Genomic DNA, 18188 nt, shown 5'->3' with positions numbered 1-18188 from the left:
GAGGCGCGCGTGACCGGCGCGCCTAACGGGTCCGCGTGACAGGCGCCCCTGATCGGCGCGCCTAACGCTCGAGCACGAAGACGGGCTTGGGGACGCCGACCAGTCGCAGGATCACGGAGCCCCCGACATCGGTCTCGGCCACCAGCGAGTCGCCACGGATCACGAGTTCGTGCGTCTCGCCTCCCCGATCCGACGAGAGCCTCAGGCGGTCGTTGTCGACGGCGTACGTCCCGTAGGACGTGTTGCGATCGCCCTCGCCGCGCACGGCGACGTCCACATCCAACGCGTACTTCCCGCGACCATCGAGGGCGAGCGCGGCGTAGAAGCGCCATGGAATGGTGACCGTGCGTCCCGAGCCGGCGTACACGTAGCGCCCCTTCACCCCGCGGTTGCGGAACGCCTTGGCGATGGTCGAGTCGTGCCCGCAGGCGCTTGCCGAGGTGACCAGGGCGGCGAGGGAGAGAAAGACGGCCAATCGGCGGCGCATCGCGAAGGGCTCCGGTATCGGGTGGTGACTCGACCTACGCGCATTCGGGGGGAGGAGGTTTCGAGAAGGGAAACCGACATCCGCAAACAGCGTATGGCATACGCACGCTGTCGTTCCTGGCCGGCACGCGTCACGAGCGCCAACCGGGCCACATCGCTGGACCACATCGCTGGACCACTCCGATTCTTCATGACCATGCGCCGTTCGCTCATCATGCTGGCTGCCGCCGCCACCGCTTTCCACTTCGCCGCCTCGGTTGCTTCGGCGCAATCCAAGTCGCCGTTCGATCCACGGCTGATGCGTGAACGCAGCGACTCGTTCGCCATCGTGGTGCAGGGGGCGCCGCGCGGCTTCATGAAGGAGTCGATAACGGCCCGCCCGGGCGGCTTTCGCCTCACCAGCCAGCAAGCGCTCGGGACAATGATGTCACAGGAGACGCAGGTCGACTTCACCGGCTCGCTCGAGATGCAGGAGGTTCGGCAGTCGGGGACGGCGCGCGGAATGGAGATGAAGATTGGCGTGGCGTACGCCAGCGGGCGCGCGACGGGGACGGCGACCACCCCCGGTCCGCAGGGGATGAAGAGCATCACCGTCGACGCTGCGTTCCCGGCGGGGGCTGTGGACGACAACCTCCTCATGTCGCTCCTCCCGACGCTCGAGCTGACTCCCGGAGCGACTCATGCGGTCCCGGTCTTTGCCTCCGGCAAGGGGACGCTGGCGACGATGACCCTCACGGTCGGCGCGCGCGAGACGGTGACGGTGCTGGCCGGGAGCTTCGAGGTGCATCCGGTCTCGCTCACCGGCGGCGACGTTCCGGTCACCTTCTTCGTCTCGGCCGCCGCGCCTCGACGCGTGGTCAAGATGACGATGCCCGGGTCGCCCCTGTCGTTCGAACTGGCGCGTCCGTAGCCCGACTACAGCGACTCGGACAGCGGCCCGTAGCGGGTCGACGACCACGCGCGCAACTTCCCGCTTCACCCTTGGCGGGAGTTGTGCGAGATGTCGGCCGTCCGGTTGTTCGTGTATGGGTCGCTTCGGCGTGACGCCGAGGGGATGTCGCACCCCCTGCTCGCCGATGCGCGCTGCCTGGGGGCCGCGACCGTGGCCGGCGCGCTCTATCGCGTGGACTGGTACCCCGGGCTGGTGCTCGGGGGCGAGGGGGTGGTGCATGGGGAGTTGTACGAACTCCCGATCGACAAGGTCGACCACATGCTCACCTCGTTGGACGACTACGAGGGGGGTGGCTTTCGGCGCCGGAAGGCGTCGGTGACGGCCGACGGAATCGATCACGCCGACGCTTGGGTCTACACCTACATCGGCCCCACCCACGCACTCTCGGCGATCGATTCGGGGGACTACGGCGCCCCGATTCATCGTGCGCGGCCGTAAGCGACCCCTCCCCTCCTCGATCTCTCCAAGGCGGTACCATGCGTTCCATCTGTCGCCTCACGCTCCCCGCCCTGTGCGCCGCTTCGCTCGCCGCCGTCGCGTTACCGCGGCCCGTGCGGGCGCAGCACACGGACCACGCCGCACACCAGGCGGCGGCGAAGCGCGACACGTCCGCGGCGAAGCGCGACACCGCTGCGACGCGCACGGCGACGCTCCCTGGGCAGGACGCCTTTGGTGCCATCGCGGAGATCGTGAAGATCCTCAAGGCCGATCCGGCGACCGACTGGTCGAGGGTGAACCTCGAGGCGCTGCGTCAGCACCTGATCGACATGCACGAGGTGACGCTGAACGCCGTGGTGCGCAGCGAGGAGGCGCCCGGCGGACTGTGGCTGACGGTGACCGGGCAGGCGCGCACGCGCGACGCCATCCAACGCATGATCGGCGCCCATGGCCACATGCTCATGATGGAGGGGCTCGAGGGCGAGGCGGAGCCCATCGCCGACGGCATGCGCTGGCGGGTGACCACCCGCGACCCCAAGCGCGTGGCCGAGCTGCGCGGACTCGGCTTCATCGGCATCATGACGCTCGGCGATCATCATACGGCGCACCACGTGCAGCTGGCTCGCGGCGGGAACCCGCACTAGGAGCCGCCGGGGGGGAGACCCGCGCGCGCGTCAGGCGCGCCAGTCGTCCCGGATCCCCTCGGCCACGCGGTCGGCCAGCGCCATCACGGTGAGGTAGGGGTTCACCTCCACCGAGTCCGGAAAGAGCGAGGAGTCGGCGACGCGCAGCCACGGCATGCCGTGCACCCGCCCGCGCGAGTCGGTTACGCTCGCCCCTTCCTGCCCCATGGCGCACCCTCCCATGAGGTGCGCGGCCGAGACCGAGATGCGCCCCGGGAGGAAGTGACGCTCCACGATGAGGTCGTCGAGCCGATACGCCTGCTCCCGCTCGATGAGCGTGGGGTCGGCCGAGGGCGCGTGCACGCGGCGCGCGCCGGCGGCGAAGAAGATGCGGGCGCTCATCCGGGTCGCCGAGACCATGGATCGAATGACCGCCGGGGTGAAGGTGTAGTGCACCACGGCCTTCCCCGCGGCGTCGACGGTGATGCGGTTGCCCGGGACCGCCTTGTCGCAGGCGAGCACGAGGATCATCTGCAGCCGCGGGAAGGCGCGCATGAAGGTGCTGTGCTCGACGCCAAAGCCGGTGAGGTTCTTGGCGGTCACGAAGGGGAAGTACATGCACGTCTCGAGGACGTACCCTTCGTGCTCGGCGCGATCGAGGTAGTAGCTCTTGGGATGCCCGACATCGTTGGTGATCTCGCGCTCGTGCTCGGCCACCAGGATGTGCGCGGGGTGGCAGGTGAAGCGCTCGCCCACGCCGCGCAGCGCGGCAAGCGCCGGCGACCGCAGGAGCAAGGCGCTCGTCCCGATGCTTCCGCCAGCCGCAACCACCATCCGGGCCGTGATGCGATAGTCGCCGGGCGCCCACGACGACGGCAGCCCCTTTTCACCGGGGCGTCGCTCGTGCACGCGCGCGACGACGGCGTGGTCCTCGATGCGCAGCGCCTCGGCCCGCGTCACCACCTCGACGCCGCCGCGCTCGGCGGCCGGCAGCTGCACGCGGTGCGTCCCCATCTTGGCCGCGTTGGGACACCCCATGTTGCATAACGACGAGCCCTTGCAGCCGCGCAGGTTGAGCGGGAACTGCTCCGCCTTGGCCCCCACCCGCGCGCATCCGGTCACGAAGAGCTTGTTGTTGTCGTTGAGCAGGACGCGCGGGAGGTAGTGCACGTCGTTCTGCGCCATGAACTTCTGCGAGCGCCGCTCGACGTCGCTGAAGTCGAGCCCCGGGACGCACCAGCTGCGAATCACCCGGTCGGGGGCGATGAGCGACGTCCCGGTGTAGACGACCGTCGATCCGCCGTAGGCGCGCCCGAAGGCGAGTGTCATCGTCCCGTCGGCGGTGAGGAAGCCGCCGGCATCCTCGTACAGCGCGCTCGACATCTCGAGCTCGCGCCCGGTGAATTCGTGCTCCTCGAGGCGCGCCCCCTGCTCCAGGACCAGGATGCGCACCCCCTGCGCCACCATCGGCGCGAGCTCCTGGGCGACGGTGCCGCCCCCCGCCCCGGAGCCGATGATGACGATGTCGTACTCGCGCGTCTCGCCGTCGGGTCGCGTCATCTCACCCCTCCCCGAGCGGCTCGGCGGCGGCGGCGCGCATCTCGGCCGTCGTCCGGCGCGCGCTCCACCCGTCGGCGTGGGCGCGATAGCCCAGCGCTCCCTGCACGTCATCGCGCGTGTAGTAGCCGAGGAAGACGAGGGTGCGCAGCCCCCACATGCCACGCCGGAAGAGCGGGCGCGTGGAGGACTCGAAGCCGCGCAGGATCCCCGTGCGCGCGTCGAGCGACAGTCGTGAGAAGCGCCGGAAGTGCTTGAGCAGCGGGAGGTACTCGATGACGCGGAGAAAGGTCACGAGCTGCCGCTGCATGGCCTCGGGGCGCGAGGCCAGTGCCGTTTCAACTTGGGCTTCGAGTTCACGCCATCCCTCCGGACTCAGCGACGCCGCTTCCCGCACCACCGCCTCAGCCACTGCCCGAAACGTTGCTCGTACCGGAGCCAGGACCGATCCGCTCACGCCTTGCTCCACAGAAGACCCGCGGGAGACCAACTACTCAGGGATGTCCGGCATGCGGCGATAAGGTAGGAACGGATGTAGGCAGCAGCAACGATGGCGCGACACTCGTTTGGCGGCAGGATCGCATCGGGGGGTGTTTCCCCCGACTGGGGGGAGCCGTCTGATGAAGACGCCGTCCCCCTCGACGCATGGCCATCGACCTCCCCGCCACTCCCCCGCCCGATGTCCCCGTTCGCGGGGAAACGTCGGCGCTCGTTCGCATTCCGCTCTCCGAAGTGGTCGCGTCGCTCTCCAAGGCGCTCGACCTGACCGAGGGGCAGCCGCTGGGCCACTCGGTTCGCGCCTGCATCATCGGCATGCGGCTGGGCCAGGAGATCGGGCTCGACGAAGAGCGACTCGGGGCGCTGTACTACGCGCTACTCCTCAAGGACGCCGGGTGCTCGTCCAACGCCTCGCGCATGGCGGCGCTCTTCGGCTCCGACGACCGCGCCGTGAAGCCGCAGATGAAGGTCGTGGACTGGGACGACAAGATGCGCCTGGCGGTCGAGACGTGGCGCAACACGGGGCTGCAGTCGTCGATCGTCTCGCGCGTGCGCTACTTCCTGGGGATCGCTCGGCAAGAGCAAATGAGCCGCGACATGATCGCGGCGCGCTGCGAGCGTGGTGCCGACATCGCTCGTCGGCTGGGCTTTCCCGACGAGACGGTGACGGCGATTCACTCCCTCGACGAACACTGGAACGGCAACGGCTATCCCGAAGGGAGGCGCGGAGATGAGATCCCCCTCTTCTCGCGCATCCTGAACATCGCGCAGACCGCCGAGGTCTTTCTCGCGAAGGGGGGATCCGATGCGGCGCTGGTGGTCCTGCGCGAGCGTCGGGGGCGCTGGTTCGACCCTGCCTTGGTCGACACGGTCGTGGGGTGGCGAGCGGACGGGAGCTGGTGGAACTCGGTCACGGCCCCCGATCAGATGGCGCACGCCACCCTGCTCGAGCCGGCGCAGCACGCCCGTGAGGTGGACGACGCGGGGCTGGACCGCGTGGCGGAGGCGTTCGCAGAGATCATCGACGCCAAGTCGCCGTTCACCTACAAGCACTCGTCGAACGTGGCGATGTATGCCTGTGCTATCGGCGAGCGGCTGGGCTTCGATGCGCGGACGATGCAGCGCACCCGCCGAGCCGGGTTGCTGCACGACATCGGGAAGGTGGGGGTGAGCAACCGCATCCTGGACAAGAACGGCCCGCTCGCCGACGACGAACGCGCCGCGGTGCAGTCGCACCCGATGTACACGTGGGAGATCCTGGGACGGGTGAGCGCCTTCGCATCGTTCGCGCGTCAGGCGGCAACGCACCACGAGAAGCTCGATGGGAGCGGCTACCCCTGGAAGCTGCGCGGCGATGAACTCGACAAGCCGTCGCGTGCCATGGTCGTGGCGGACATTTACGAGGCGTTGACGGCCGATCGTCCCTACCGCGCCGGGATGCCGGTGGAGAAGGCGCTGGCGATTCTTGAGCAGGAGCGCGGCGACAAGCTGGACGGGGACGCGATCGATGCGTTGGCGGAGGCGGTGTCGGGGCGCGAGCGAGAGACGGGTGCGCTGTAGGGGGCGGTAGACGAGGGTGCGAGCGCTCGGCGCGGGGGCAGTGCGCGCGAGCAGTGCGCGCGAGTGTGCTCACGCAAAGGCGCGAAGGCGCAAAGATGTGAGGGGAGCGGTGGCTGGTTCGGGGCGACGCCTTGCAGCATCGGCGGACCGCGCGCACGTTCCCGCCCCGACGCCATCACCACATGCGATGGGCCCCCAGCGTCGCTGGGGTGCTGACTCCGCTCGTTTTCTTGTCCTCTCATGCATAACGACGCCCGCCTGCGGGCCCTCGCGGCTCGACGGACGCGGTTTGCGGTCACGCTGACCATCGCGATGATCGTCATCTACTTCGGCTTCATCCTCCTCATCGCCTTCAACAAGCCGCTCATGGGGGGGCTCGTGGCCCCGGGGCTGAGCCTCGGGATCCTGCTGGGCGCGCTGGTCATCGTCGCGTCGTGGGTGCTGACCTGGCTCTATGTCCGGTGGGCCAACAGCTACTACGACCGCGAGTTGGCGGAGATCAGGCGATGAACGCGCCGGTCCATGCACTCCTGCAGGCGGTCCCGGCGGCCGGCGATTCGGTGCGGCGCGCGACCCAGATCGGCGAGCCGAACACGGTGGCGATGGGCTTCTTCTTCGTGTTCATCGCGATCACGCTCGGGATCACGTACTGGGCGGCGAAGAAGACGCGCACCACCGAGGATTTCTACGCGGCCGGGCGCTCCATCTCCGCTGGACAGAACGGCTTCGCCCTGGCCGGCGACTACATGAGCGCCGCGTCGTTCCTTGGCATAGCAGGTTTGGTATCGACGACTGGGTTCGACGGGTTGATCTACTCCACCGGGTGGCTGGTCGGGTGGCCGGTGGTGCTCTTCCTGATCGCGGAGCCGTTGCGGAATCTCGGGAAGTACACCTTCGCCGACGTGGTTGCGGCTCGACTGCGGCAGACGCCGGTCCGCATCGCAGCGGCGATCGGGACGCTGGCGACGGTGATCTTCTACCTCATCGCGCAGATGGTGGGGGCGGGTGGATTGATTAAGCTGATGTTCGGCCTGACGTACGAGACGGCGATCGTCGTCGTGGGGATGGCCATGATTGCGTATGTGCTATTCGGTGGGATGATCGCGACCACGTGGGTGCAGATCGTGAAGGCGGTGCTGCTGCTGGGGGGGGCGACGATCCTCGCCGTGATGGTCTTGAGCCGGTTCGGCTTCTCGCCGCTGGCGCTGTTTCGAGCGGCGGCCGAGCGATATGGCGACGGGGTGTTGGCCCCGGGAAGCTGGTGGCCAACCCGATGGACGCGGTGTCGCTGGGAATGGCGCTGATGTTCGGGACGGCGGGGCTGCCGCACATCCTCATGCGCTTCTATACGGTTCCCGACGCGCAGGCGGCGCGAAAGTCCGTCTTCTACGCCACGGGGCTGATCGGCTTCTTCTACCTGATGACCTTCATCCTGGGCTTCGGGGCGATGGTGCTGGTGACGCCCGAGGTGATCACCTCGGTGGACAAGGGGGGGAACATGGCCGCCCCGTTACTCGCCGAGACGTTGGGGGGGACGCCGTTCCTTGGATTCATCGCGGCGGTCGCGTTCGCGACGATCTTGGCGGTAGTGGCTGGTTTGACGCTCTCTGGTGCCGCTGCACTGTCGCATGACCTGTGGGTGAGCGTCGCTCGGAAAGGTGAGGCGACCCCGATCGAACAGCTGCGGGTGGCGCGTATCTCGACGGTGGCGCTCGGCGTTATCGCCGTCCTCCTGGGCATCCTGTTCAAGGGGCAGAACGTCGCCTTCATGGTGTCGCTGGCCTTCGCCATCGCGGCGAGCGCGAACTTCCCCGCGCTCCTGCTTTCGATCTTCTGGCGACGGTGCACGACGCTCGGTGTCGTGACCAGCATGCTGGTCGGGACGATCTCGACGCTGCTGCTGATCTATCTGTCGCCAACCATCCAGATCGACATTCTCAAGCACGACGCGGCGCTCTTCCCGCTCAAGAACCCGGCGCTCATAACAATTCCGCTATCGTTTGCAGTCGGGATCGTCGTTTCGCTGCTCACCTCCGATCCTGAGGCGAGTGCGAAGTTCGCGCAGGTCGAGCGTCAGGTGCATCTGGGGGCGAAGGGCTGAGCGGCGACGTTTCGCCCCCCCGTCGCTCTGCGTCTAGTGCTCGTGGCCGAGTTTCCCGCTTTCGGAAATCCCGGCCACCCAAGGCGGTGTAAACGGTTACGCCACGCTGTCAGGCCTCGTTAAGTTGCCACCCATGCCTGTAGATCGAGCCAAAATCCCATATCTGCCCGAGCGCATCGAAGGGCTCGGCGCCGTCGCAACGAACCTCTCATGGAGCTGGAGCCGGGACGCCCGGCAGCTGTTTGCCATGATCGATGAGCCGTTGTGGCACCTCACGCGGCACAATCCCATTGCCACCCTGCGGCGCATCCCCCCGGAGCGCCTGAGTCAGGTTGCGCGCGAGCCTCGGTTCCTCGACCTGTACGACCGGGTCATGGCCGATTTCCGACGCGACCAGTCGTTCGACAACACCTGGTTCAGCAACGCGTACCCGGCGTTCTCGTCGGGGACGATCGCGTATTTCTGCGCCGAATTCGGGCTGCACAATTCGGTACCCATCTATTCCGGGGGACTCGGCGTCCTGGCCGGCGACCACTGCAAGTCGTCGTCGGACCTGGGGATCCCGCTGGTCGGCATCGGACTCTACTACACGAAGGGCTACTTCGACCAGAAGCTGCGGCTCGACGGATGGCAGGAGGACTCGGACGAACAGTTCGACGTCGCCAACACGCCGCTCGAGCGGGTGCAGCTCCCCGGCAAGGAGAAGTGGCTCGCGAAGGTCAGCACTTTCGGGCGCGACATCTACATCGCCGCCTGGCGCATGAACGTGGGGCGGGTGCCGGTCTACCTGCTCGACAGCAATCTCGAGGAGAACGATCCGGCCGATCGAGAGCTGACGTCCAAGCTCTACACGGGTGGCCCCGACGTGCGCCTGCGCCAGGAGTGGATCCTCGGGGTGGGCGGGGTGCGCGTGCTGCGCGCCCTCGGGATCGCGCCGTCGGCGTGGCATGCCAACGAAGGGCATGCGGCCTTCATGCTCGTGGAGCGCGTTCGCGAGCTCATGAGCGAGGGGGTGACGTACGAGGAGGCGGTGTCGCGGGTGCGGTCGTCGAGCATCTTCACCACGCACACGCCGGTCCCTGCCGGGCACGACACCTTCTCCAAGGAGCAGGTGCAGCAGTGTGCGGGGCCGTTGTGGCGAGAGATCGGGATCGAGCGCTTCCTCTCCATCGGGCAGCATCCCACCGAAGAGGCGGGACGTTTCCACATGACGGTCTGCGCGCTTCGCCTGTCGCGGCACGTGAACGGGGTCGCGCGTCGACACGGGGAGGTCTCGCGGCAGATCTGGGCGCCGCTCTGGCCCTCCCGTGACGTGAACAAGGTGCCGATCGGGCACGTGACCAACGGGGTGCACAAGGCGACGTGGATGTCGAAGGAGATGATGGAGCTCTTCGACTTTCACTTCGGCCACGATTGGGGCAACCGGGTGGAAGATCCGGCGCTATGGGAATCGGCACTCGAGATCGATGATGTGCGGCTGTGGAACACGCACCTCGAGCTCAAGACCGAGTTGATGAACTTCGTGCGCGAGCAGGCACGTCGTCGTTGGGCGCGACACTGGAAGGAGGCAGCGCACGTGGTGGGGGCGGGGACGCTGCTCAATCCGCAGGTGCTCACGATCGGCTTCGCGCGTCGTTTTGCCACGTACAAGCGTGCCGACCTCATGTTTGCCGATCTCGAGCGCCTCAAGGCGTTGCTGGTCGACAACTCGCGTCCGGTGCAGATCATCTTCGCCGGCAAGGCGCACCCGGCGGACACGCCGGGGAAGGAAGTGCTGCGCACCGTCTATGGCTTCACGCGCGACCCGCGTCTCGAGGGGCGCGTGGCCTTCATCGAGGACTACGATCTGCACCTGGCGCACCGCCTGGTGCAGGGGGTCGACCTGTGGCTCAACCTTCCGCGGGTCCCGCTGGAGGCCAGCGGCACGAGCGGCATGAAGGCGGCGCTCAACGGGGTCCCTCAGCTGTCGACCCTCGACGGGTGGTGGCACGAGGGCTACGATGGGCTCAACGGGTGGGCGATTCCGCCCGCGGCGTCTAGGGCAACGCCTGACGAGTGGGACGCCGACCGCTTTTATACGTTGCTCGAGGAGCAGGTCATCCCGTTGTACTACACGCGCGACGAGCGCGGTGTCCCGCACGGGTGGTTGCAGAAGATGAAGCATGCGATCCGCGTGGCCGGACAGCAGTTCACTTCACGTCGCATGCTGCAGAACTACGCGAACGACTACTACACCCGCGCGATGCGCGGGGAGACGCAGGGAGACGATCCCCCGATCGGATGAGGTAGGGAATGGCAGCGCGCAAGCGGAGTACGGCGACCACGACGAAGCGTCGGACTCGCAAGGCGAGCGAGAAGGGTGGGGCAGGGGGGAAAGAGACGGCGGCGGACGCCGATGCGGCGTCCGCTGCCAGCGAGGCGGTGGCAGCGCGTCCGTATCCGCTGCACACCGCGGGGGGGCAGCCGGTCGCCGTGGTGCACGTGGTGGCCGAGCTGGCCCCCTTTGCCCGCACGGGTGGCTTAGGGGAAGCGGTCGCCAACCTGGCCAAGGCGCAGTCACGGGCGGGCCTTGCCGTGTCGCTCATCATGCCGCTCTACCGCCAGGTGCGCGAGGTCGTGAGCGACTTCGTCCCGGCCAGCGACCCGTTCTTCGTGCAGGTGGGGCCGCGCGCCGAGTACGCGCGTCTGTTCGAGTCGCAGTCGCTGCGCGATCGCACGGGCGAGGGGATGCCGCGCGTGTACTTCGTGGACAACGAGTACTACTTCGGCGGGCGTGACGGGATCTACGGCGACGCGCGCGGCGACTACGGCGACAACGACCGTCGTTGGGCCTACTTCGCGCTGGCGTCGCTGACCGCGCTCCCGATGATCACGCAGGCGCCGGTGATGATGCACTGCCACGACTGGCACACCGCGCTCGCCCCGGCGTACCTGCGCGCCCTCGAGGCGGGGAACGACTTCCTGCGCCATACCTGGACGGTGATCACCGTGCACAACGCCGGCTTCCAGGGGCACTTCCCGCCACCGTCGATGGCCGACGTGGGACTGCCGTGGGAGTTCTACAACCATCACATGTTCGAGTGGTACGGCAAGATGAACATGCTGAAGGGGGGCATGGCCTGCGCCGATGCGGTGACGACGGTGAGCCCCACGCACGCGCACGAGCTGCGCACGGAGAAAGGCGGCTTCGGGTTGCACGATGCCTTCGTGGCGATGCGCGAGCGTTTCGTGGGGATCATCAACGGGATCGACAACGCCGACTGGAATCCGGCCAACGACCCGTTCATCGCCTACAACTACTCGCGCACCAAGCTGTCGCCCAAGAAGCAGAACAAGCTCGCCCTGCAGCGGATTTTTGGGCTCCCGGAGCGTCCGGGGACGCCGGTGATCGGGATGAGCGCGCGCATGGTGGCGCAGAAGGGACTCGACCTCATCCTGGGGTCGCCGCGTTTCCTGTCGCTCGACGCGCAGTTCATCTTCCTGGGGCAGGGGGAGAAGCGCTACGTCGACATCCTCGAGGAGCTGGCGGCGCTCGTCCCCGGGCGCATCGGGGTGCAGACCGACTTCACCGTCGAGCAGGAGCACCGCCTGCTGGCCGGGGCCGACATGATCGTGATGCCGTCGCAGTACGAGCCGTGCGGCCTCACGCAGATGCGTGCCCAGCGCTACGGGACGCTGCCGGTGGCGCGCAAGGTGGGCGGGCTCGCCGACACCATCGAGGACAACGTCACCGGCTTCCTGTTCGACGACTACACGCAGGCCGGCTTCATCTCCGCCTGTGCGCGCGCCATCGACCACTACCGGCATCCGCAGGTGTGGACGCAGATGGTCAAGGAGGCGATGGGGCGCGACTTCGGCTGGGAGCGCTCGGAGGGGAAGTACCGCGAGCTCTATCGTCGGGCCATCCACTGGCCGCGCGGGAGGCGTTAGGCGTTGCCCGAGCGTCAGGTCGACTTCGTCCTCCTGCTCCACTCGCACCTCCCGTACGTCCTCCATCACGGCCGCTGGCCGCACGGGAGCGACTGGCTGTGCGAAGCGGCGCTGGAGACGTACCTCCCGCTGATCGAGACGCTCCGCCAGCTCGAGGCGGGAGAGGTCGCTGCCCCGGTCACCCTCGGGCTCACCCCGGTCCTCGCCAACCAGCTCGCCCATCCCACCTTTGCGGTGGAGTTCGAGGCGTTCGTGGCGCAGCGCCTGGCGGCGTGCGACGCCGCGGCCGCCGAGCTGGCGGGGACGCCCGACGAGGCGCTGATTCCGCTCACCCGCTTCTGGTCCACGCGCCTCACGCGCATGCGCGCGCTGTGGGACGCACTCGGCGGCGACCTGCTCGGGGAGTTCCGCCGGCTGCAGGCGGCCGAGCGACTCGAGCTCGTGACGTCGGCGGCCACGCACGCCTTCCTGCCGCTGCTGGGGCGCGACGAGTCGATCGCCCTGCAGTTGCTGCTGGCGAAGCGTGAACACCGTCGCCTGTTCGGGCGCGACGCCGAGGGGTGCTGGGTGCCGGAGTGCGGCTATCGTCCGCGCGGGCGCTGGTCACCACGAGCGGATGCGCCGGGGGCGGGGGTGCGTCGCGGGATCGAGGAGCACCTGGCCGACGCGGGCTTCCGCTATTTCGTGGTCGACGCGCACACGGCGCGCGCCGGCGCACCGTTAGGCGTCTACGGCGACCGCATCGGCGGCGAGGCGACCCACGTGGCGGCCCCCGGCCGCGAGCGCGGCGGTCGCTTCCCGCAGTCGCCGTATCGCGCCTATCGGGTCTCGGGGGCGCGGGCCCCGGTGGAGGTGGCGGCACTCGTGCGCGACCCACGCTCGTCGGTACGCGTGTGGAGCCGCGGGGATGGCTATCCTGGCGATGGCGCGTACCTCGAGTTCCACAAGATCCGCTGGCCGGGAGGGCTCCGCTTCTGGCGCGTCACGGCGCGCGACGCCGACCTTGGCGACAAGGCGCCGTACGACCCGCTCGCCGCGCGCCTCACGGCCCGTGCGCACGCCCACGACTTCGCCGAGTTGCTGGGGGAAATTGCCGGCGAGCGCTCGGGGAGCGCGTCGCTGATCACGGCGCCGTTCGACACGGAGCTGTTCGGCCACTGGTGGTTCGAGGGCCCCGACTTTCTCGCCGACCTGTACGCCGCGCTCCCCGGCGTGCCGCGCCTGCGCGCGGTGACCGCGGGGGAACATCTCGCCCGCCATGCCACCCGCGTCTCGACCAAGCTGGTGCGCGGCAGCTGGGGGCGGGACGGCGACTACTCGATGTGGTTCAACGAGCGCGTGCAGGCGATGTGGCCGGTGATCTGGGAGCTGGAGGAGGCGTTCTGGGACGTGGCGCCGGCGGCGCTGGCACACCCTCAGGCGTCGGCGATCCTGGCCCAGGCGGCGCGGTCGCTCCTGCTGTTGCAGTCGAGCGACTGGCCGTTCATCGTGACGACGGGGGCGGTGGAGGACTACGCGCTCGCCCGATTCGAGGGGCACGCACGCGACGCGCGCCTGCTGCTGGCGGCCGTTCGCGGGGTGCTGGACGGAGGAGAGGCCACGGCGGGCCGTGCCCTCGCCGATGAGCTCCGGCGCCGCGATGACCTCTTTCCCGACGTGCTGGTGGCGGTGGCAGAGGCGTTAGGCGGTTCCGCCGTCGCCGCCGCGGTCGGGTAGTCCCCTTTCACCGGCGGCCAGCCAGGCGCCGACACTTCGAAGCCACGATGCGCTCTGTTGTCATTCACGCCCACTTCTACCAGCCGCCGCGCGAGCACCCGTACTTCGACGAGATCGAGGCGGAGGTCTCGGCGGCCCCCTACCACGACTGGAACTCCCGCATCGACCGCGAGTGCTACCGCGCCGTGGTCGCGGCGCGCGTGTCGGGCGCGCACGGGCGCATCGCGCGGATCGTCAACACGCTCGAGCACCTGTCGTTCAACGTGGGGCCCACGCTGTGCACCTGGATGGAACGGCACTCGCCCGATGCCTATCGGGCGATGCTGGCCGCCGATCACGAAAGCTGCCGGCGGTTAGGGGGGCATGGCAACGCCATCGCCCACCCCTACCACCACGTCATCCTCCCGCTGGCGTCGCGCCGCGACAAGGTGACCGAGGTGCGGTGGGGGATCGCCGACTTCAAGCGGCGATACGGGCGTGACCCGGAGGGGTTCTGGCTTCCCGAGACGGCGGTGGACGACGAGACGCTGGACGTGTTGGCGCAGGAAGGGATCCGCTTCACGATCCTCGCCCCCTACCAGGTGCAACGGCGTCCGCCCAACGGCCTCCCCGGGCGCTACACGACGCAGCAGGGGCGTACGATTGCGCTCTGCACCTATCATGGCGACCTCTCGCACGGCATCGCCTTCGGCGGGCTCGTGCGCGATGCCGACCACTGGGCCTACGAGATCCTGGCGCAGCCGGGCGACCTCCCGGCGGGGGAGGCGCTCCCCGGTGCGCCCGTGACGCCCGGCGGCTCGCCGGCGCCGATCCTCGTCTCGATGGCGACCGACGGCGAGACGTACGGGCACCACCACAAGTTCGCCGAGATGGCACTGGCGCGCGTCTTCGACGTCACGGCCCATCACGGGGTGCGCGTGGAGAACTACGCCTCGTTCCTGGCGCGGCACCCGGCGTCGATCGACGTGGAGCTGGTGGCGCCGACGGCGTGGAGCTGCGCGCACGGCGTGGAGCGCTGGCGGTCGAATTGCGGCTGCCGGAGCGACGGGATGCGCTACCCCAGCCAGGCGTGGCGCACGCCGCTGCGGAACGGGCTCAATGCACTGGCGGAGGCGCTGCACGACATCTTCGAGCGCGACGGAACGCCGCTCCTCGGTGACGTCTGGAAGGCGCGCGATGCGTACGGCCACGCCGTCAGCCAGGACGCCGACGCGCGTCGCGCCTTCTCGGCCGCCCAGCTCGACTCCACGGCGACCCCGGACCAGAAGCGGCGCGTGGCCGAGCTGCTGGAGATGGAGCGCGACGCGATGCGCATGTTCACCTCGTGCGCCTGGTTCTTCGACGACATCGGCGGGCTGGAGCCGCAACAGGTGCTGCGCTACGCCGAGCGGGCGATCGCACTCTCGGGGGAGGCGCCGCGGCTGACGATGCTGCTGCGCGAGCAGTTGCGGCTGGCGGAGAGCAACGACCGGCACACCGGGACGGGTGAGGACGTCTACCTGCGCCTGGCGTCGGGGCCTGACGCCGCGGCGCGCACGGCGGCCGCGGCCGCCGCGCTCACGGCGCTCGGCATCGATCCCAATGGGCACCTCTCGGCCCATGCCGTGGTGGCCGAGATCACGGGCGATCGCGTGTCGGTGACCGCGCGTGACACCGGGACCGTCCGGCGTTTTCGTGTGTCGGTGGTGGAGCGGCGGGCTAACAACGTCACCTGCGACGTGACGTCGATGGATGGCGACGACGCCCGCATCTGGCGCATCTCGCTGGCCGACTTTCCCGAACGTCCGCGCCGGGCCATCCGTCATGCGCTGCGGCGCGCGCTGTTGCCGCAGAACCTGACCGCCGAGGAGATCGAACGCCTGGCGCTGGGCGATGCGTCGCTGCGCGGGGTGATTGTCGTGGCGCTGCAGCGCGCGGTTGGGCAGTTGGCCACCGACGAGTCACCCGAGGCGCTCGACGTGGCGAACGCGCTGCTGGACCTCTTCGAGCAGCTGGAGAGCAACGTCCCCTTCGACGTGCAGACGACGTTCTGGTCGGTGTGGGAAGGGGCGTCGTCGGCGCGGCGGGCGCACCTGCAGGCGTTCCGGGAGCGGCTGGGCTTCGAGCCTGCGTTCGAGGGATAGCGCGGGAGCACGTGGGAGCGCGCGCGATATCGCGCAGGACCACGTGGCTCCATACGGGGTGGCAGGGGCCGGGCGGGGTGATGTGGCGTGAGAAGGGTGGTGTGGTGCGGACCTTCCGGCGGCGATGCGGTATTCTTCCCGTGTCCCCTTCGCGAACTGGAGCCATGTCCCATCACGTCCCCGCCACCGCGTCCTGGCTCGATGATCTGTGCCGGGAGCGTGCGGCGTACAACCTGCCACCGCGCGCCAACGCCCGGGCCGGCTCGTTTGCCGACGGCATCCTGGCGTTCCTCTTTCCGCACTTTGCGCCGCGACTGGACGGGCATCGTGCGGCGCTGGATCGCGAGCTGGAGATCATCGCCGAGGAGAGTCCGGCGCTCTTTGCCGACTTCCTGACCCACCAGGCCGGGCCGGGGATCACGCAGACGCGCGAGGCGTCGATCGATGCCGACGGGACGGCGTCCGGGCGCGCGTTCGTCGCTGGGCTCCCGACGCTGCGCGACGACCTGCTGAGCGACGCCGCGTACCTGGTGGCCTCCGATCCGGCGGCGACGTCGGTGGACGAGGTGATCCTGGCCTATCCCGGCTTCTACGCCATCGCCTGCTACCGCCTGGCGCACCGCATTCGGGGGTTGGGGATCCCGCTGCTGCCGCGCCTCATCAGCGAGCACGCGCACATGCGCACCGGGATCGACATCCATCCGGGGGCGACGATCGGTGTGCCATTCGCCATCGACCACGGGACGGGGATCGTGATCGGCGAGACGGCGACCGTGGGCGTGCGCGTGCGGGTGTACCAGGGCGTTACGTTAGGCGCCCTGTCGGTGGAGAAGGGGCTGGCGAGCGCGAAGCGCCACCCGACGATCGGGGACGAGGTGGTGCTCTACGCCAATGCCACGGTGCTCGGCGGGCGCACCGTCGTGGGGGCGGGGAGCGTGGTGGGCGGCAACGTCTGGCTCACGCGGTCGGTCCCGCCGCGCTCCGTTGTCGTGCACCAGGCGATGGACACGCATACTGCCGAGTCGCCGGCGCTCGAGTTCCACATCTGAGGAGCGTGCTGGGCGGTTGCGGGGGCGGAGCGCATCCGTCAGCCGCAATGTGGGGCGTCCACTACCGGAGGGTCGGGTTTCCATGAAGGTCGAGAGTATCCTTGCGACGATCGGCAATACGCCGCACGTGCGGCTCAACCGCCTCTTCGGGGGGACACATACGGTCTACCTGAAGCTCGAGCGCGCCAACCCCGGCGGGTCGATCAAGGATCGCATCGGGCTGGCGATGATCGAGGATGCGGAGCGGCGCGGGGTGATCAACCGCGAGACGACGATCATCGAGCCGACGTCGGGGAACACCGGGATCGGCCTGGCGATGGTCGCGGCGGTGAAGGGGTACAAGCTGCTGCTGGTGATGCCGGAGTCGATGTCGGTCGAGCGACGGCGCGTGATGCGGGCCTACGGGGCGTCCTTCGACCTCACGCCGCGCGAGCAGGGGATGAAGGGGGCGATCGAGCGGGCGAAAGCGCTCGTGGCCCAGATCCCCAACTCGTGGATGCCGCAACAGTTCGACAACCCCGCCAACCTCGAGGTGCATCGCCGCACCACGGCGCGCGAGATCGCCGCCGACTTCCCCGAGGGGTTGGACTATCTCATCACGGGGGTGGGGACGGGTGGACACATCTCCGGGGTGAGCCAGGTGCTCAAGGAGTCGACGATGCCCGGGCTCACGACGTTTGCGGTCGAGCCGGTGAAGTCGGCGGTGCTGTCGGGAGGGGGCCCGGGGCCTCATCGCATCCAGGGCATCGGCGCCGGCTTCGTCCCTGGGGTGCTGGATCGCGGTACGCTCGACGGCGTGCTGCAAGTCACGGAGGAAGACGCCTTTGCGTGGGCGCTGCGCGCCGCACGCGAGGAGGGGATCCTCGTCGGCCCATCGTCGGGCGCGTCGTTGGCGGCGGTGGCGCAGGTGCTCGCCTCGGCGCCGCCCGGACGGCGCGTACTGACGTTCTGCTACGATACGGGGGAGCGGTACCTGTCGGTGGAGGGGCTCTTTCCGCTGGATCGCTGATCGCCGCGGAGTGCCCGCCGGAGGACCGACCCTCGTGGTAGGGCGGTGCCGTGCGCGATCACGCGCTGTCGGGCGCGACTCGTCCGGCGACTCGTCGGGCGACGTGTGCCGGCACGCGCGTCACGACTCGTCACACCGGGAGTGCC

At 69.0% G+C, this 18188-nt stretch carries 14 protein-coding genes and 1 pseudogene; 12 read left to right on the top strand and 3 right to left on the bottom strand.

Features of this window, described 5'->3' with window-relative positions:
• Window positions 1-61: 61 nt before the first annotated feature.
• On the bottom strand, window positions 62-487 hold the full coding sequence (locus IPN47_11535) for a hypothetical protein (GenBank protein MBK9408655.1): 426 nt from the start codon (window positions 485-487) through the stop codon (window positions 62-64).
• A 189-nt stretch (window positions 488-676) separates the two neighbouring features.
• Between IPN47_11535 and IPN47_11530 the strand changes: the two genes are divergently transcribed.
• From IPN47_11530 to IPN47_11520, 3 genes are all read left to right on the top strand, one after another.
• Entirely contained in the window at window positions 677-1396 is a 720-nt protein-coding gene (locus IPN47_11530) for a hypothetical protein (GenBank protein ID MBK9408654.1), read from the top strand.
• A gap of 90 nt (window positions 1397-1486) precedes the next feature.
• Window positions 1487-1876, top strand: a complete 390-nt coding sequence (locus tag IPN47_11525; protein MBK9408653.1) for a gamma-glutamylcyclotransferase — start codon at window positions 1487-1489, stop codon at window positions 1874-1876.
• A gap of 38 nt (window positions 1877-1914) precedes the next feature.
• Window positions 1915-2520, top strand: a complete 606-nt coding sequence (locus tag IPN47_11520; protein MBK9408652.1) for a hypothetical protein — start codon at window positions 1915-1917, stop codon at window positions 2518-2520.
• A 30-nt stretch (window positions 2521-2550) separates the two neighbouring features.
• Here IPN47_11520 and IPN47_11515 read toward each other — a convergent pair whose 3' ends face one another.
• Both IPN47_11515 and IPN47_11510 read right to left on the bottom strand, forming a co-directional pair.
• Window positions 2551-4059 (bottom strand): GMC family oxidoreductase, encoded by a 1509-nt coding sequence (locus IPN47_11515; protein MBK9408651.1) that lies wholly within the window; start codon window positions 4057-4059, stop codon window positions 2551-2553.
• Between the two features lies 1 nt (window position 4060).
• The gene (locus tag IPN47_11510) at window positions 4061-4513 is read right to left on the bottom strand and encodes a hypothetical protein (GenBank protein MBK9408650.1); all 453 of its coding nucleotides are present in this window, start codon (window positions 4511-4513) and stop codon (window positions 4061-4063) included.
• A gap of 188 nt (window positions 4514-4701) precedes the next feature.
• On the opposite strand from IPN47_11510, the gene IPN47_11505 reads away from it, so the two are divergent.
• From IPN47_11505 to cysK, 9 genes and pseudogenes are all read left to right on the top strand, one after another.
• Window positions 4702-6114 carry an HD domain-containing protein gene (locus IPN47_11505; protein ID MBK9408649.1) on the top strand — a complete coding sequence of 471 codons (1413 nt, stop codon included), beginning with the start codon at window positions 4702-4704 and terminating at the stop codon, window positions 6112-6114.
• A gap of 240 nt (window positions 6115-6354) precedes the next feature.
• On the top strand, window positions 6355-6624 hold the full coding sequence (locus IPN47_11500) for a DUF485 domain-containing protein (GenBank protein MBK9408648.1): 270 nt from the start codon (window positions 6355-6357) through the stop codon (window positions 6622-6624).
• Window positions 6621-8215 (top strand): annotated as a pseudogene (actP, locus tag IPN47_11495) (cation/acetate symporter ActP). The gene IPN47_11500 and the pseudogene actP overlap by 4 nt, the downstream one beginning before the upstream one ends.
• A gap of 133 nt (window positions 8216-8348) precedes the next feature.
• Window positions 8349-10499: an alpha-glucan family phosphorylase gene (glgP, locus tag IPN47_11490; GenBank protein ID MBK9408647.1), complete on the top strand. Its 2151-nt coding sequence runs from the start codon at window positions 8349-8351 to the stop codon at window positions 10497-10499.
• 8 nt (window positions 10500-10507) lie between these two features.
• Entirely contained in the window at window positions 10508-12145 is a 1638-nt protein-coding gene (locus IPN47_11485) for a glycogen synthase (GenBank protein MBK9408646.1), read from the top strand.
• Window positions 12146-12148: 3 nt separating this feature from the next.
• Window positions 12149-13861 carry a DUF1957 domain-containing protein gene (locus tag IPN47_11480; protein ID MBK9408645.1) on the top strand — a complete coding sequence of 571 codons (1713 nt, stop codon included), beginning with the start codon at window positions 12149-12151 and terminating at the stop codon, window positions 13859-13861.
• A gap of 47 nt (window positions 13862-13908) precedes the next feature.
• Window positions 13909-15984: a DUF3536 domain-containing protein gene (locus tag IPN47_11475; GenBank protein MBK9408644.1), complete on the top strand. Its 2076-nt coding sequence runs from the start codon at window positions 13909-13911 to the stop codon at window positions 15982-15984.
• A 164-nt stretch (window positions 15985-16148) separates the two neighbouring features.
• Entirely contained in the window at window positions 16149-17033 is an 885-nt protein-coding gene (locus tag IPN47_11470) for a serine acetyltransferase (GenBank protein MBK9408643.1), read from the top strand.
• A gap of 82 nt (window positions 17034-17115) precedes the next feature.
• A complete protein-coding gene (gene cysK / locus IPN47_11465; protein ID MBK9408642.1) occupies window positions 17116-18042 on the top strand; it encodes a cysteine synthase A in 927 nt (308 codons plus the stop codon).
• Window positions 18043-18188 lie beyond the last annotated feature (146 nt).

It is taken from the genome of Gemmatimonadota bacterium (assembly GCA_016719105.1).
Lineage (GTDB): Bacteria > Gemmatimonadota > Gemmatimonadetes > Gemmatimonadales > Gemmatimonadaceae > SCN-70-22.
The sequence above is the reverse complement of the archived record's forward strand: the minus strand, read 5'-3'. Positions and strand labels throughout refer to the sequence as shown.

Bases quoted from the DNA above. Each gene is read 5' to 3' on its own strand.
- cysK (MBK9408642.1), top strand. From the start codon at position 17,116: ATGAAGGTCGAGAGTATCCTTGCGACGATCGGCAATACGCCGCACGTG.
- IPN47_11475 (MBK9408644.1), top strand. From the start codon at position 13,909: ATGCGCTCTGTTGTCATTCACGCCCACTTCTACCAGCCGCCGCGCGAG.
- IPN47_11525 (MBK9408653.1), top strand. From the start codon at position 1,487: ATGTCGGCCGTCCGGTTGTTCGTGTATGGGTCGCTTCGGCGTGACGCC.
- IPN47_11500 (MBK9408648.1), top strand. From the start codon at position 6,355: ATGCATAACGACGCCCGCCTGCGGGCCCTCGCGGCTCGACGGACGCGG.
- IPN47_11515 (MBK9408651.1), bottom strand. From the start codon at position 4,059: ATGACGCGACCCGACGGCGAGACGCGCGAGTACGACATCGTCATCATC.
- IPN47_11470 (MBK9408643.1), top strand. From the start codon at position 16,149: ATGTCCCATCACGTCCCCGCCACCGCGTCCTGGCTCGATGATCTGTGC.
- IPN47_11530 (MBK9408654.1), top strand. From the start codon at position 677: ATGACCATGCGCCGTTCGCTCATCATGCTGGCTGCCGCCGCCACCGCT.
- IPN47_11505 (MBK9408649.1), top strand. From the start codon at position 4,702: ATGGCCATCGACCTCCCCGCCACTCCCCCGCCCGATGTCCCCGTTCGC.
- IPN47_11485 (MBK9408646.1), top strand. From the start codon at position 10,508: ATGGCAGCGCGCAAGCGGAGTACGGCGACCACGACGAAGCGTCGGACT.
- glgP (MBK9408647.1), top strand. From the start codon at position 8,349: ATGCCTGTAGATCGAGCCAAAATCCCATATCTGCCCGAGCGCATCGAA.
- IPN47_11535 (MBK9408655.1), bottom strand. From the start codon at position 487: ATGCGCCGCCGATTGGCCGTCTTTCTCTCCCTCGCCGCCCTGGTCACC.
- IPN47_11520 (MBK9408652.1), top strand. From the start codon at position 1,915: ATGCGTTCCATCTGTCGCCTCACGCTCCCCGCCCTGTGCGCCGCTTCG.